This window comes from Burkholderia sp. HI2761 (genome assembly GCF_002223355.1).
GTDB lineage: Bacteria > Pseudomonadota > Gammaproteobacteria > Burkholderiales > Burkholderiaceae > Burkholderia.
The window spans coordinates 763,779-779,084 of sequence record NZ_NKFN01000007.1; the positions used below are offsets into that span (position 1 = coordinate 763,779).

The 15,306-nt window shown below is 67.5% G+C and carries 12 protein-coding genes; 7 read left to right on the plus strand and 5 right to left on the minus strand.

The genetic code is table 11. The features are described 5' to 3' along the window. Position 1: 1 nt before the first annotated feature. Positions 2 to 2,731 carry an alpha-ketoglutarate dehydrogenase gene (gene mdeB / locus CFB46_RS20975; protein WP_089501124.1) on the minus strand — a complete coding sequence of 910 codons (2,730 nt, stop codon included), beginning with the start codon at positions 2,729 to 2,731 and terminating at the stop codon, positions 2 to 4. Positions 2,732 to 2,880: 149 nt separating this feature from the next. On the opposite strand from mdeB, the gene CFB46_RS20980 reads away from it, so the two are divergent. Together CFB46_RS20980 and poxB are read left to right on the plus strand one after the other, a co-directional pair. After that, positions 2,881 to 3,408, plus strand: a complete 528-nt coding sequence (locus tag CFB46_RS20980) for an Lrp/AsnC family transcriptional regulator (RefSeq protein ID WP_027782137.1) — start codon at positions 2,881 to 2,883, stop codon at positions 3,406 to 3,408. A 237-nt stretch (positions 3,409 to 3,645) separates the two neighbouring features. Further along, entirely contained in the window at positions 3,646 to 5,367 is a 1,722-nt protein-coding gene (gene poxB, locus CFB46_RS20985; protein WP_089501125.1) for a ubiquinone-dependent pyruvate dehydrogenase, read from the plus strand. A gap of 39 nt (positions 5,368 to 5,406) precedes the next feature. On the opposite strand, the gene CFB46_RS20990 is transcribed toward poxB, so the two are convergent. Then, positions 5,407 to 6,312 carry a LysR family transcriptional regulator gene (locus CFB46_RS20990; RefSeq protein WP_089501126.1) on the minus strand — a complete coding sequence of 302 codons (906 nt, stop codon included), beginning with the start codon at positions 6,310 to 6,312 and terminating at the stop codon, positions 5,407 to 5,409. A 116-nt stretch (positions 6,313 to 6,428) separates the two neighbouring features. On the opposite strand from CFB46_RS20990, the gene CFB46_RS20995 reads away from it, so the two are divergent. Both CFB46_RS20995 and CFB46_RS21000 read left to right on the plus strand, forming a co-directional pair. Next, positions 6,429 to 7,412: an aldo/keto reductase gene (locus CFB46_RS20995; protein WP_089501127.1), complete on the plus strand. Its 984-nt coding sequence runs from the start codon at positions 6,429 to 6,431 to the stop codon at positions 7,410 to 7,412. A gap of 226 nt (positions 7,413 to 7,638) precedes the next feature. Next, positions 7,639 to 8,229: a class I SAM-dependent methyltransferase gene (locus CFB46_RS21000; protein WP_089501128.1), complete on the plus strand. Its 591-nt coding sequence runs from the start codon at positions 7,639 to 7,641 to the stop codon at positions 8,227 to 8,229. A 152-nt stretch (positions 8,230 to 8,381) separates the two neighbouring features. Here CFB46_RS21000 and CFB46_RS21005 read toward each other — a convergent pair whose 3' ends face one another. The 3 genes from CFB46_RS21005 to CFB46_RS21015 form a co-directional block, all read right to left on the minus strand. Continuing rightward, on the minus strand, positions 8,382 to 9,521 hold the full coding sequence (locus tag CFB46_RS21005) for an acyltransferase family protein (protein WP_089501129.1): 1,140 nt from the start codon (positions 9,519 to 9,521) through the stop codon (positions 8,382 to 8,384). Beyond that, positions 9,518 to 10,324, minus strand: coding sequence for an OXA-1043 family class D beta-lactamase (blaOXA, locus tag CFB46_RS21010; protein WP_089501130.1), 807 nt, complete (start codon positions 10,322 to 10,324; stop codon positions 9,518 to 9,520). Before blaOXA ends, CFB46_RS21005 begins: the two co-directional genes overlap by 4 nt. Positions 10,325 to 10,656: 332 nt before the next feature. Further along, positions 10,657 to 11,808, minus strand: coding sequence for a porin (locus CFB46_RS21015; RefSeq protein ID WP_089501131.1), 1,152 nt, complete (start codon positions 11,806 to 11,808; stop codon positions 10,657 to 10,659). Positions 11,809 to 12,377: 569 nt separating this feature from the next. On the opposite strand from CFB46_RS21015, the gene CFB46_RS21020 reads away from it, so the two are divergent. The 3 genes from CFB46_RS21020 to CFB46_RS21030 all read left to right on the plus strand — a co-directional run bounded on the left by CFB46_RS21020 (position 12,378) and on the right by CFB46_RS21030 (position 15,287). Further along, positions 12,378 to 13,415 carry an ABC transporter substrate-binding protein gene (locus CFB46_RS21020; protein ID WP_089501132.1) on the plus strand — a complete coding sequence of 346 codons (1,038 nt, stop codon included), beginning with the start codon at positions 12,378 to 12,380 and terminating at the stop codon, positions 13,413 to 13,415. A 70-nt stretch (positions 13,416 to 13,485) separates the two neighbouring features. Then, positions 13,486 to 14,451: an ABC transporter permease gene (locus CFB46_RS21025; RefSeq protein ID WP_089501133.1), complete on the plus strand. Its 966-nt coding sequence runs from the start codon at positions 13,486 to 13,488 to the stop codon at positions 14,449 to 14,451. A gap of 14 nt (positions 14,452 to 14,465) precedes the next feature. Then, complete coding sequence (locus CFB46_RS21030) at positions 14,466 to 15,287, plus strand: quaternary amine ABC transporter ATP-binding protein (protein ID WP_051421336.1); 822 nt, start codon at positions 14,466 to 14,468, stop codon at positions 15,285 to 15,287. Positions 15,288 to 15,306 lie beyond the last annotated feature (19 nt).

The following is a 15,306-nucleotide window of genomic DNA, read 5'->3' on the forward strand; positions in this document are numbered from 1 at the left end:
ATCAGCGTTGCCATGGCGCGAGGTCCGACCGCGGAGCCTTGCCGAGCCGTTCGCGCGCGGTGCGCACGACGGTATTGTCGATCTCGCCTTCATCCGCCCGCGCCTTCAACGCAGCGAGCACGATGCTCGCGCGATCGACCTCGAAGAACGCGCGCAACGCATCGCGCGTGTCGCTGCGTCCGAACCCGTCGGTGCCGAGTGTCACGTAGCGGCGCGGTATGTACGCGCGGATCAGTTCGGGCACCGCGCGCACGTAATCGGTCGCGGCGATCACCGGCCCGCGCGATGCGGCGAGCACCTGCGCGACGTATGGCACGACCGGTGCGTCGTCGAGGCGGGACAGCCGTTCGGCCTCCATCCCGTCGCGTTGCAGTTCGGTAAAGCTCGTGACGCTCCACACGGCCGCGTCGATTCCCCAGTCGTCCTTCAGCATCCGTTGCGCGGCGATGACTTCGCCGAGAATCGCGCCCGCGCCGAGCAACTGCACCCGCGCGCTCGCGTGCGATTCCGCCGGCAGCGGATACATCCCCTTCAGCACGCCTTCGCGCAATGCCGACGCATCGCCGCCGGGCATCGACGGCTGCGCGTAGTTCTCATTCGTGACCGTCACGTAATAGAACACGTCGCGCTGCGCTTCGACCATCTCGCGCATGCCGGCATCGACGATCATCGCGACTTCATACGCGAACGCCGGATCGTACGCACGGCAGTTCGGAATCGTCGACGCGGCGAGGTGGCTGCTGCCGTCCTGGTGCTGCAGCCCCTCGCCGCCGAGCGTGGTGCGCCCGGACGTCGCGCCGACGAGGAAGCCGCGCGAGCGCTGGTCGGCCGCGGCCCAGATCAGGTCGCCGATGCGCTGGAAACCGAACATCGAGTAGTAGATGTAGAACGGCAGCATCGGCAGGTCGTGCACGCTGTACGACGTCGCGGCCGCGATCCACGACGAGATCGCCCCCGCTTCCGAAATGCCTTCCTCGAGGATCTGGCCGCGCGTGTCCTCGCGGTAATAGAGCATCGAGCCGAGATCCTCCGGCTCGTAGCGCTGGCCGAACGGCGAGTAGATGCCGACTTGCCGGAACAGGCTGGCCATGCCGAACGTGCGCGCCTCGTCGGCGACGATCGGCACGACGCGCGAACCGATGTCGCGATCCTTGATCAGTGCGGCGAGCATGCGCACGAGCGCCATCGTCGTCGACATCTCACGGCCGGCCGCGTCCAGCGCGAACGCTCCCCAGGCCGGCATCGAAGGGACGGTCAGCCCCTTCGACGCCACTCTCCGCCTTCTGGGCAGATAGCCTCCCAGGGCAGCCCGGCGTGCATGCAGGTAACGCATTTCCGGGCTGTCTTCCGCTGGCTTGTAAAACTTCAACTGTTCGACGTCGCTGTCCGACAGCGGCAACCGGAAGCGGTCGCGGAACGCCTTCAGATCGTCGACGTCGAGCTTCTTCTGCTGATGGGTCGTCATCCGGCCCTGGCCGGCGGCGCCCATCCCGTAACCCTTCATCGTCTTCGCGAGAATCACGGTCGGCTGGCCGCGGTGCGCGAGTGCGCGTGCATACGCCGCGTGCAGCTTGCGCGCGTCGTGGCCGCCGCGGCGCAGGCGGTCGATCTCCGCGTCGGTGAGCTGTGCGGCGAGCGCTTCGAGCGCAGGGTCCTGGCTGAAGAAGCGCGCGCGGTTGTATGCGCCGTCGTTCGCGGAGAAGGTCTGGAACTGGCCGTCGACCGTCTCGGCGAACGCACGGGCGAGGGCGCCCGCGTGATCGCGTGCGAACAGCGGATCCCAGTCGGAGCCCCACAGCACCTTGATCGTGTTCCAGCCGGCGCCCGCGAACTGCGCTTCGAGTTCGTCGATCACGCGGCCGTTGCCGCGCACCGGGCCATCGAGCCGCTGCAGGTTGCAATTGATCACGAACACGAGATTGTCGAGCCCCTCGCGGGCGGCGAGCGACAGCGCGCCGAGCGATTCGGGTTCGTCCATCTCGCCGTCGCCGAAGAAGCCCCACACGGTGCGGCCCGCGGTGTTCGCGAGGCCGCGATGCTGCAGGTAGCGCATGAAGCGCGCCTGGTAGATCGCGTTGATCGGGCCGATGCCCATCGAGCCGGTCGGGAACTGCCAGAAATCGGGCATCAGCCACGGGTGCGGATACGAGCACAGGCCCGGGCCGGTGATTTCGCGGCGGTAATGCTTCAGGTGATCCTCGGTGAGGAAGCCTTCGAGGTATGCGCGCGCGTAGACGCCCGGCGACGAATGCGGCTGGAAGTACACGAGATCGCCGCCGGCCGTGCCGGATGCGTCGCCGCTCGCGGGTGCCGCCGCGCGGAAGAAATGGTTGAAGCCGGTTTCGAACAGGTCGGACGCCGACGCATAGCTCGCGATGTGGCCGCCGAGTTCGCCGTACGCGCGGTTCGCGCGCACGACCATCGCGAGCGCGTTCCAGCGCAGCGCCGCCGACAGCCGTTCCTCGAGATCGATATCGCCCGGATACGGCGGCTGCTCGGCGAGCGGAATCGTGTTCAGGTAGCGCGTGACGGGCGTGCGCGGCGACGCGAGGCCGCTCGCGCGCGCATGCTCGGCGAGGCGGTCGAACAGGTATTGCGCGCGGTCGCGGCCGACGTGCGCGACCACCGCATCGAGTGCGTCGAGCCATTCGGCGGTTTCTTCCGGGTCCGCATCGACGCGCGCGAGGGCCGCGCGCCGCGCGTGTTCGATACCGTTCGACAGATCCGTCATGTGAGTCTCCCGCGCGCCGGCGGAGGCACGCATCAATGGGACTCATGCTACGCGTCGATCGACAGAATAGGCGTCTGATTTCATTGGGAATTTGCTGCGATATAGTGTAAATATTCTGCCATTGTCATGATGGAAGGAATATTCAAACCATGAGCGCGTCCCCCAAGCGGCTCGACCGCATCGACATCGGCATCCTGAACCAGCTTCAGCAGAACGCGCGGATCACGAACGCGGAACTGGCGCGCGCGGTGAATCTGTCGACCACGCCGTGCTTCAACCGCGTGCGTGCGCTGGAGAAGCTCGGGCTGTTCCGGCAGCAGGTCACGCTGCTCGATCCGGAGCCGCTCGGGCTGCGGATCAACGTGTTCATCCAGGTCAGTCTGGAGAAGCAGGTCGAGGATGCGCTGCAGCGTTTCGAGGAAGCGATCTCGCAGCGGCCCGAGGTGATGGAGTGCTATTTGATGTCGGGCGACGCCGACTATCTGCTGCGCGTCGTGATGCCCGACATGCGCACGCTCGAGCGTTTCATCATCGAGCGTCTCACGACCATTCCCGGCGTATCGAACATCCGGTCGAGCTTCGCGCTGAAGCAGGTGCGCTACAAGACCGCGTTGCCGCTGCCGGCGGCGGGGCTCACGCTCGTCGATCCGGACGAGTCGGCGTCCGACTGGAGCTGAGCGCGGCGCCAGCCAGCCTGTCCATTCGCCTGCGCGACGGTGACGAAACGATGACACCGGCCGCGCGGCGCGGCGTCGGATCGAACCAATCGCATGTGTGCGCCTCCTACGGGAATCGGCCCGCTTGCACCGTCGCGACGCGGCGCGGGCCAGTCGCGTATGCTCGTCCGGTCGGCGATGCGTACGAGCGCACGGCCGATTGATGCATGTCTCGATCAATCAACGAGTGAGGGCGTGATGGCAAGACAGACGATGGCGGAATACCTGGCGAAAACGCTGGCTGCGGCCGGCGTCGAGCGCATCTGGGGCGTGACGGGCGACAGCCTGAACGGCCTGTCGTTCAGCCTGGCCCAGATCGGGGCGATCCGCTGGATGCATACGCGGCACGAGGAAAGCGCCGCGTTCGCGGCCGGCGCGGATGCCGCGTCGACCGGGCGGCTCGCGGTGTGCGCGGGCAGTTGCGGCCCCGGCAACCTGCACCTGATCAACGGGCTGTACGACTGCCACCGCAACCACCAGCCGGTGCTCGCGATCGCCGCGCACATCCCGTCGACCGAAATCGGGCTCGGCTACTTCCAGGAAACTCATCCGCAGGAGCTGTTCCGCGAGTGCAGCCACTTCGCGGAGCTCGTGACCAACGCGTCGCAGTTCCCGCGCGTGCTCGCGCGCGCGATGCGCACCGCGATCGAGGAACGCGGCGTGGCGGTGATCGTGCTGCCGGGCGACATCGCGCTCGGCGACGGTCCGGACGAAGCGCCGGCGTGGAGCGAGTCGTCGTCGCCGTCGATCCTGCCGGCCGATGCTGATCTCGACCGGCTCGCGGCATTGCTGAACAGCTCCGACGCGGTCACGCTGCTGTGCGGCAGCGGCACGCAGGGCGCGCACGACGAAGTGGTCGCGCTGGCCGACACGCTCGGCGCGCCGGTCGTGCACGCGCTGCGCGGCAAGCAGTTCGTCGAATGGGACAACCCGTTCGACGTCGGGATGACGGGGCTGATCGGCTTCAGCTCCGGCTATCACGCGATGGAATCGTGCGACACGCTGCTGATGCTCGGCACGGATTTTCCGTACCGGCCGTTCTATCCGTCGAACGCGAAGGTCGCGCAGATCGACTGGAAGGGTTCGCAGCTCGGCCATCGCGCGCCGCTCGCGCTCGGGCTCGTCGGCACCGTGAAGGAAACGATCGCGGCGTTGCTGCCGAGGCTCACGCGCAAGACCCAGCGGCGCTTCCTCGAGAACGCGCTGAAGCACTACGCGGCCGCGCGCAAGGGGCTCGACGATCTCGCGGTGGCCGAGCCGCCGGGCCGCGCGATCCATCCGCAGTACCTGACGAAGATCGTCGACGAAGTCGCGGCCGACGACGCGATCTTCACGGCCGACGTCGGCACGCCGACGCTGTGGGCCGCGCGCTACCTGACGATGAACGGCAAGCGGCAACTGCACGGCTCGTTCAACCACGGGTCGATGGCGAATGCGATGCCGCAGGCGCTCGGCGCGCAGGGCGCGCATCCGGGGCGGCAGGTGGTGTCGTTGTCCGGCGACGGCGGGCTGTCGATGCTGCTCGGCGATCTGCTGAGCGCGCGCCAGCTCAACCTGCCGATCAAGATCGTCGTGTACAACAACAGTCTGCTCGGCTTCGTGTCGATGGAGCTGAAGGCGGCCGGCTATCTCGACACGAACGTGGACCTGAGCCCGACCGACTTCGCGGCGATCGCGAAGGGCGCCGGTATTTTCAGCGTGCGCGTCGAGCATTCGGAGAATGTCGAGCACGCGTTGCGCACGGCGTTCGAGCATGACGGGCCGGCGGTGGTCGACGTCGTCACGTCGAAGTACGAGCTCGCGATGCCGCCGAAGATCGAACTCGCGCATGCGAAGGGCTTCAGCCTGTTCATGCTGCGCGCGATCCTCAGCGGGCGCGGCGACGAGATCGTCGAACTCGCGAGAACCAACCTGCGGTGAGGGTGTGTCGCGCGTCGTGCGGCGAGCGTGGCGCGCGGTTCACGGCCCGGGCCGTGCCGCCCACTCGCGCACGGCTTCGACGAACAACCTCAACGCGGCCGGCGGATGACGGTTCGCCGGATAGTAGAGGCACAGGCCGTCGAAGGTCTGGCTCCATTCGGGCAGCACGCGTACCAGCCGTCCGGCCATCAGGTGGTCCGTCACGCGCGATTCCATGACCCAGGCAATCCCGATGCCGGACCGCGCGGCGTCGGCCATCAGGTTCTGGTTGCCGAGCGTCAGCGGCCCGTCGACGTCGATGGTCACGCGCTTGCCGTCGCGCGTCAGCTCCCAGCGATGGAGCGCGCCGCTCTCGAAGCGGTAGCGAATGCATGCATGACGCGCGAGATCCTGCGGGCTCTCCGGCGCCGCGTGGCGCGACAGGTAATCGGGCGACGCCACCGCGATGAAGCGCATCGGGTCGCCGAAGCGCACGGCGATCATGTCGCGCGGCACGTCTTCATGAACGCGGATGCCGGCGTCGAAACCGTGCTCGACGATGTCGATCAGTCGCGAATCGACGACGAATTCGACGTGGATGTCCGGATAGCGCGCGGCGAACGCAGGGAGCACATGGAGGATCAGCGGGCGCGATGCCGCTTCCGACGCACTGATCCGGATCTGGCCGGAGGGCCGGTTGCGGGCGGTCGCGGCGTCGTTCAGCGCATCCTCGAGATCGGCTACCGCGGGCCGGACGCGCAGCAGCAGTTGCTCGCCGGCCTCCGTCAGCGCGACGGAGCGCGTCGTGCGATTGAACAGCCGCACGCCGAGCCGTGCTTCGAGGTGGCGGATCGCATGGCTCAGCGCCGAGGGCGACACGCCCAGGATGCGCGCCGCCCCGCTGAAGCTGCGCTGCTCCGCGATCGTGATGAAGGTCGTGAGTTCGCCGACGCCGGTGCGAAGAATTGATGAAATTCCCTCAATAACGCATGAAATGGTACGCGGATTGTTGAGCGGTATCCATCAACCTACACTGGTTTCCGGCATTCCATCGATCGTCTTCATTTTCAGCAGAGGGATTCATGCAAACACGCACGCTTGGAAACAGCGGCCTCGAAGTCTCGGCACTCGGGCTCGGCTGCATGGGATTGAGTTACGGCTACGGGCCGGCCACCGACAAGGCGAGCGGCATCGCGCTGATCCGCGCGGCGTTCGAGCGCGGCGTGACGTTCTTCGATACGGCGGAGGCGTATGGCCCGTTCGTCAACGAGGAACTGGTCGGCGAGGCGGTCGCGCCGTTTCGCGACCAGGTCGTGATCGCCACCAAGTTCGGCTTCGAGAACGGCGAGGCGATGAAGGGCGTCGATAGCCGGCCGTCGCATATCCGCGAGGTGGCCGACGCCGCACTGAAGCGGTTGAAGGTCGATCGCATCGACCTGTTCTATCAGCATCGCGTCGATCCGAACGTGCCGATCGAGGACGTGGCCGGCACGGTCAGGGACCTGATTCGCGAGGGCAAGGTCGCGCACTTCGGGCTGTCGGAAGCCGGCGAACAGACGATTCGCCGCGCGCACGCGGTGCAGCCGGTCGCCGCGCTGCAGAGCGAGTATTCGCTGTGGTGGCGCGAGCCGGAAACGCGGATCCTGCCGACGCTCGAGGAGCTCGGCATCGGCTTCGTGCCGTTCAGCCCGCTCGGGAAAGGCTTCCTAACCGGCGCGATCGATGCGAACACGACGTTCGCCGAGAACGATTTCCGCAACGTCGTGCCGCGTTTCTCGGAGGAAAACCGCAAGGCGAACGCGGGCCTCGTCGATCTGCTCGGCCGGATCGCGACCGAGCGCGGCGCCACACGTGCGCAGATCGCACTGGCGTGGCTGCTGGCCCGCAAACCGTGGATCGTTCCGATTCCGGGCACGACGAAGCTGCATCGGCTGGACGAGAACGTGGGGGCGGCCGCCGTGGCGCTGACAGCCGACGACCTCGCCGCGATCGAGACGGCGCTGCAGCAGATCCGGATTGTCGGCGAGCGTTATCCCGCGCACTTGCAGCAGCGCGTCGATCGCTGATCGGCGTTCGGCGGCTGATCCGGCACGAATTGGTCAGGGGAATCAGGGACAATCTTCACGTCACCTTAAGTTTGCGTTTCCTAGAATCGATTGATCGCCGCGTGTCCCGCGGCGGACCGATTCGCCCCAGGAGGATGCGCATGAACCTTGCCCGTATCGCCGTAGCCCAGTCCCGCGCAGTCGTCGGCATGCCGCCGCTGACCGCGCAAGCGCCGGAGGCTCGCCTATGATGTGGCCGAACGCGTGGCGTGTCTCGGCACTGTTCGTGCGCGAGTGGGTCGGCCGCCCGGCCGCGGTGGGCGCGTTGTGCCCGAGTTCGCGGCATCTGGCGCGCGAGATGGCCGATGCGGTGCCGGACGGCGACGGGCTGGTCGTCGAACTCGGCGGCGGCACCGGCGCAATTACCGCCGCGCTGCTCGAGCGCGGCGTCGCGCCGCGGCGGCTCGTGGTGGTCGAACGCTCGCCGGCGTTCGTGCAGCATCTGCGGCGACGCTTTCCCGGAATCTCGATCGTGTCGGGCGACGCGCGGCAACTCGAGCGGCTGCTGCCGCCGGGCGCCACGGTCGACGCGATCGTGTCGTGCCTGCCGCTGCGCACGCTGCCGCGTGAGGACGTGGCGGCGATCGTCGGGCAATGTCACCGCGTGCTGTCGGCCGACGGCGTGATGATTCAATTTACGTACGACCTGCGTCCGCCCGGCCGTCATCCGTTCGGCGATTCGGCATTCGTCGCGTGCGACAGCCGGATCGTCTGGGCCAATCTTCCGCCGGCGCGCATCGTCACCGTGCGCTGCGCCGCCGCCGCATACGCCGGCTGAGCCCGGCCGCGCGGGGTGCCCGGATGCGGCGCCCCGCGCATATTCTTTCATCGGCCATGCCGATTCTTCCAGTTTCCATTCATCGTGCCGCCGCATCGGGTTCCTGCCATCCCTGGCCGGTTTCTTTTTTGCTCGGCGCCACACGCGGGCAGCTAGACGCGCGCGCTGTCGGTCACCTGCACCGCAGGCCTCGACGCGACGCGCTTGATGAAGCGGTCGAGCGGCGTCGCATAGCCGCGCGCCACGACTGCACTCAATCCTGCCGACAGCACCAGATACGCGACGAGCAGCGCCAGTTTGCCGTCGCCATGCGTGGCGGCCGGCGGCCGGAACGTGCGAAGCGCGCCGAGCACGATCAGGTGGAACAGATACAGCTCGTAGCTGAGCCGGCCGCTCCAGCGCAGTGGCGCGAGCCCGCGGCCGTGAACGGGTATGCGTTCCGAATGCGCGCCGATCAGCAGCACGGCCGTGCCGAGTGCCATTGCGGACACGCCGAATACATGGCTTTCGGCGATCGGCCACGCGAGATAGAGCGCGGTCATCAGTGCGGCGACGAGCCATTGCACGGGCGCGGCCGCAAGCTTCTGCCAGCGCGCGCGGTCGGCGAGCAGCGCGGTGCAGCAGCCGATCGCGATGCCGTCGAAGCATGCGAAGTACGCGTACAGAAAGCCGCCTTCGTCGCCCGGATGCGTGTAGCGGTACACGGGACCGATCGCGGCAACCAGCAGCCAGAACGCGAACAGCCGCGTGTCGCGGCGCAGTGCGATGCACAGCAGCGGGAACGACAGGTAGAACACTTCTTCGACCGACAGCGACCACAGTACGCCGAGCGCATAGTTGACCCATCCGTACGCGCCGATCAGCACGTTCATCCAGAACGTGAGCGATGCCAGATTCACGAGCCAGTACGACACGGCGACGCCCTGCGGTGCATGGTTCATGAAGATCGGCGCGCCGGCCGCCGCGAGGCCGTTGACGAGCGCGAGCAGCAGAAGCAGGCACGGGACGATCCGCGCGATGCGCGACACGTAGAACGCGTGCACGTCGAGCGCGCCGAGGCTGCCCCAGCGGCGGCGTGCGTTCGACGTGATCAGGTAGCCCGAGATCGCGAAGAACATCGTCACGCCGTAATTGCCGTTGCGCACGATCGCATGGATCGTGTCCCAGCCGAGCGCGCGTGCGAGCGCGGTGTCGCGCAGCGGATACGCGATGTTGAAGTGATGCAGCAGGACGAGCAGGATCGATACGCCGCGCAGCAGGTCGATGCGGGCGTTGCGGGGGGCGGCGCTCATTGTGGCCGGGCCGGTTCGGCGAGGGTCGGCAGCGCCGCGAGGAACGTGTCGCGCGAGCGCAGGCCGGCATTCGGCGTTTGCCGCTCGTCGTCCTGGATCAGGTTCGCGAACACCAGCGTGCGCGGCCCCTTCGTGGCCCAGCCGACGAACCAGCCGTACGCGCGTGCAGCGTCGTACTTGAGGCCCGGCGAGCCGGTGCCGGTCTTGCCGTGCACCGTCCAGCCGCCCGGTTGCGCGTCGATCAGCGTGATGCGCGCGGTCATGTCGTATGCATGCGCGCTGACGGGCAGCGTCCGCTGCACGATCTTGCGCATGAACGCGACCTGTTCGAGCGGCGAGATCCGTAGCGACGCGTTGACCCACGCGCCCATCACGCCGGGGCGTTCGCCCTGCTTGCTGGTGACGTCGGCGTTGCCGTAGCCGAACGCGCTCGTGTACTGCTGGAAGCGTGCCTGTCCGAGCGCCTGCGCGACCTGCTCCGAATACCAGAAGATCGACAGCTTCATCCAGCGTGCCGGATCGGTCGGCTCGCGCCACGGCGCACCGCCCCAGTCGGGGTAGCCGGCGTGGAAGTCGAGCGTGGGCGTGTGCTCGTCCTTCAACACGCCGGCGTCGAAGCCCATCAGGCCGATGGCGACCTTGAACGTCGATGCGGGCGTCACGCGGGTCGTGCAGTCGCCCTGCTGCACGAGCACCTTGCCGGTGGTGGCGTCGGCGACGACGGTGCAAACGGGATGGGCGTGAGACGACGCGGCGACGACGAGGCCGGCGAAGGCGAACAGCGCATAACGCCAGTGCTTCAAGTGCGGCTCCTTTGAAAGCGTGCGGAAGGTGTGCGGGGCGGGCGGGACGCGGAAGTGCCGTGCGCAATCGAAGCGACGGCCGGCATCGGTGACGAGGTCGATCGCGACCGTCGGGATGGCTCACAGTGTATCGGCGGATCGCCGGCTGTCGAGCTGTCATGGTTGACGGGGCACGCGCGCGATCTTCACCGATTCCGGCGGGTCATGTCGTTCACGCACCGATTGCCGCGCCGATGAAAAAGCCCGCCGGCAGACCTGTGCCTGCGGGCGGGCAAAGACACGTCGCGCAGACCGGCGCGGGTGTCGCGTGAAGAACGGAGAACCGGCTTGCGTCAGAACTTGTGGCGCAGCGCGAGCCGTACGGCCACCTGGTTCGACGTCGACGACGGCGCGTCCGTGCCGGGGATGAATGCGTTGTCGAGGATCGAGTTCGTCCGGTCGCCGGCGATGTGCTGGTACGCGGCCTGCACGTACACGTCGGTGCGCTTCGACAGGTTGTAGTCGGCCATCAGCCCGACCGAATGGATCTTCGGCTTCGCGTCGCCGCTCGAGGCGTCGTACTTTTCGAGCGACAGCACGTACTGCGCGCCGACCATGAACGCCGGCGTGATCTGGTACGAACCGTTCACCTCGAAGTTCTGGTACTTGATCGCGCTGACCGTCGCCCCCGGCGCGATGATCGCGCCCGGCGTGCCGAGGTAGCCGTTGCCGGTCGGGTTCTTGTAGTTCGAGTTCGTGTACGCGAGGCCGACCGTCGCCGGCCCGAACGTATAGTTGATGCCCGCGCCGAACACGCGCATGCGCTCGGCGATGTAGCTCGCGTCGTTCGCGGTGATCGCGCCGGCCGAGCCGTTGCCCGGATGGTTCGCCTGCAGGTACGCGGCGCCGATCAGCAGCCCGTCGTGCTGGTACTGCGCGCCGAAGCTGTACGCGCGGTTGTCGGAGAAACCGGTGCTGTTGCTGAAGCTGTATGCGCCGCCGAACTGGAAGCCGCCGAAGTTCGGGCTCGCGTATTTCACCGTGTTGTCGAGGCGGAACGAGTTGTCGGTGTTGTCGTTGTCGAACGGGTGCGCGAGCAGATAGCCGCCCCAGTTGCCGTTGGCGGTGGTCGGCGCGAGATAGTCGACGACGGAATCGTACTGGCGGCCGAACGTCAGCGTGCCGTACTGCGTCTGGCTCAGGCCCACGTACGCCTGGCGGCCGAACATGCGGCCGCCCTGGCCGAGCCGGCCGCTGTTCACGTCGAAGCCGTTTTCGAGCTGGAAGATCGCCTTCATGCCGCCGCCGAGATCCTCGCTGCCCTTCAGGCCCCAGCGGCTGCCCTGCGCGTAGCCGCTGGCCATCTCGTAGACGTGGCCGGTGCCGACGTTGTTGGTGTAGTTCAGGCCTTCGTCGATCACGCCGTACAGCGTGACGCTGCTTTGCGCGAACGCGGGCACGGCGAAGGTTGCCGTTACGGCGAGCGCCGTCAGGGTCTTTTTCATTGATGAGATCTCCGGGATATCCAGCTTGTATCGGTTGTCGTGAGCGCGTCCGGCAAGGCGCGCCCCGTCATCCGGGGCGATCCGGCGCAGCGCGTGCGGCGCCGGATCGCGCGATGCGCGGCGGCGCGGCACCCGGCAACGTCGGGTCGTGTCTCCTCCGATGACACCGCGCATTCTTGCGAAGCCGAAACGGAATCGAAAGCGAGTAATTTCGATGGATGGGATCGGGTTCGCCAATGGGGCGCGACGGCGATTTCGACAGTGGAAACGGGCGGCCCGGCGTCACGGTTCGATGTCGGCCGGGCAACGGGCGAACAGCGCGCAATGCCGCCCGCGCCGGGCCGCGGCCGCCCCACCTGAAAACAGCCGGGAGGCCCGCCGCACGGGCCTCGCAGCGCGTCGGGCGATCGATTGGCGCTGCCGATTGCAATGATCGGAATTACTCGTTTCCCTAAACAAATTGGCGGCTCAAACATGCAGGCTGACCGGACGTGGATGCATTCGCGATGCGCGGTCGCCGCGCCTGCCGCGACGCATAAACAACAGATTCGATTTGGAGACGACCCACCATGCAGATTCGACGACTGAAAACGGTCCTTCTCGCCGCCGCGGCGATCCTGTCCGCGCCCGCGGCCCACGCGGCCGGCGGCGCGTGCACCGACGGCAAGACGGTCCATTTCGCGAGCATCACGTGGGAGAGCGGATCGTTCGCGACCGAGGTGCTGCGGCAGATCATGGAGAAGGGCTACGGCTGCAAGACGGACGTCGTGCCGGGCAGCACGGCCGCCACCGAAACGGCGCTCGCACGTAACGACCTGCAGATCTGGGCCGAGCAGTGGACGGGCCGTAGCGAGATCACCGAGAAGGCCGTCGCGTCGGGCGCCGTGAAGCTGATCGGCGACACGCTGCCGGGCGGCACGACGGAAGGCTGGTTCGTGCCCGACTACGTGGTGAAGGGCGATCCGGCGCGGCACATCAAGCCGGTCGCACCGGGGCTCGTGTCGGTCGACGATCTGCCGAAGTACAAGCAGGTGTTCGCCGACGAGGAGGAGCCGGACAAGGGCCGCTTCCTGAACTGCCCGACCGGCTGGGACTGCGAGCGCGTGAACACGCGTCTGCTGCGCGTGCTGAAGCTCGACCAGTCCTATACGAACTTCCATCCGGGCACGGGCGCGGCGCTGGACGCGGCGATCGCGTCCGCGTACCAGCGCGGCGCGCCGATCGTGTTCTATTACTGGGGCCCGGCCGCGCTGATGGCGAAGTACAAGTTCACCGCGCTGAAGATGCCGGCCTATAACGAAGCATGCTGGAAGACGTTGCGCGACGAGAGCAGCACGCACCAGTGCGCGTCGTCGTACATGGTGTCGCGGCTGACGGTCGGCGTGTCGAAGCCGTTCGCCGATGCGAACCCCGATCTCGTCGGCGTATTCGGCAAGGTGCGTTTTCCGATGGATTTCCTGAACCAGACGATCCTCGAGATGACGACGAAGAAGATCGACGGCGCGGCGATGGCCACGCAGTTCCTGAAGACCCACCCGGACATGTGGAAGCAGTGGGTGCCGGCCGACGTCGCGCAGAAGATCGCCGGCAGCCTGAAGGGCGCGTAACCCGCGCGCGGCGGCGGGCCCGCGCCTGCCGCCGCCGTCACGCGCCTTCGCGGCGCGACGGAGAATCAACATGGACGGTTTCTTTCTGCACCTGTCGATCGCCGACTGGGTCAACAGCGCGCTCGAGACGTTCGTCGCGCAATACGGCGACGGCTTCCATCATTTCAGCGTGCTGGTCCTGCGCTACCTGCTCGTGCCGCTCGAAGGCGCGCTGCGCGCGGCGCCGCCGTGGCTCGTGCTGGTGGTCGTCGGCGCGATTGCCTGGAACGCGACGCGCCGCATCGGGCTCGGCGCGCTCTTCATGCTGCTGCTCTATGCGATCGGCTGCTTCGGCCTGTGGGACAAGCTGATGCAGACGCTCGCGCTGATGCTCGTCGCGACGGTGCTGTCGGTCGCGGTCGGCGTGCCGCTCGGCATCCTCGCGTCGCGCAGCGCCTGGCTGCGCCGGATGCTGTTGCCGGTGCTCGACGTGATGCAGACCCTGCCGAGCTTCGTGTACCTGATTCCGGTGCTGATGCTGTTCGGTCTCGGCAAGGTGCCCGCGATCCTCGCGACGATCATCTACGCGCTGCCGCCGCTGATTCGCCTGACCGATCTCGGCATCCGCCAGGTCGATCCGGACGTGACGGAAGCCGCGCGCGCGTTCGGCACCACGCGCTGGCAACTGCTCGTCAACGTGCAGTTGCCGCTGGCGCGGCCGAGCATCATGGCCGGCATCAACCAGACGACGATGATGGCGCTGTCGATGGTCGTGATCGCATCGATGATCGGCTCGCGCGGGCTCGGCGAGGACGTGCTCGCCGGCATCCAGACGCTCGACGTCGGCAAGGGCACGCAGGCCGGCCTCGCGATCGTGATTCTCGCGATCGTGATCGACCGGATCAGCCAGGGCTTCGGCCAGGAGCGGCGCGCCCGGCGGCGGCTCGCGCAGCAGCGCCGGCAGCGGGGCGCGTCGCGCGTGCCGTACCGGCTGCCGGGCAAGGCGCCGGCCGCGGGCGTCGATTCGAATCAGGCGACGCAATCGTCGCGCGCATAGGAACGGAGGCGAACATGGCGACCATCGACGTCAAACACGTGTACAAGCTGTTCGGGCCGCAGGCCGCGCATGCGCGCGTGCTCGACCTGCTGCGGGGCGGCAAGCGCAAGGCCGACGTACTGGCCGAAACGGGCTGCAACGTCGGACTCAACGACGTGAGCCTCGGCATCGAGTCGGGCGAGATCTTCGTGATCATGGGGCTGTCGGGTTCCGGGAAATCGACGCTCGTGCGGCACTTCAACCGGCTGATCGAGCCGACCGCCGGCGAGATCGTGATCGACGGTCGCGACGTGATCAAGCTCGACGCGCACGGGTTGCGCGAATTGCGCCGATTCAAGGTCAGCATGGTGTTCCAGAACTTCGGGCTGCTGCCGCACCAGACCGTGCTCGACAACGCCGCGTATGCGCTGCGCACGCGCGGCGAGAAGCGGCACGACGCGGCCGACGCGGCGCGCAACTGGCTGACGAAGGTCGGGCTCGACGGCTACGGCGACCATTACCCGGATGAGCTGTCGGGCGGGATGCGACAGCGCGTCGGCCTCGCGCGCGCGCTGGCGGCCGACACCGACGTGCTGCTGATGGACGAGGCATTCTCCGCGCTCGATCCGCTGATTCGCACCGAGATGCAGGATCAGTTGCTCGAACTGCAGGCGACGCTTTCCAAGACGATCGTGTTCATCACGCACGATCTCGACGAGGCGTTGCGCATCGGCGACCGGATCGCGATCCTGCGCGACGGCACGCTCGTGCAGGTCGGGACGCCGGACGACATCCTGTCGCGGCCGGCGGACGAGTATGTGAGACGGTTCGTGGAGAAGCGCGCGAGCATGGCTTGAGCGGCCGGATCGCAGCGTG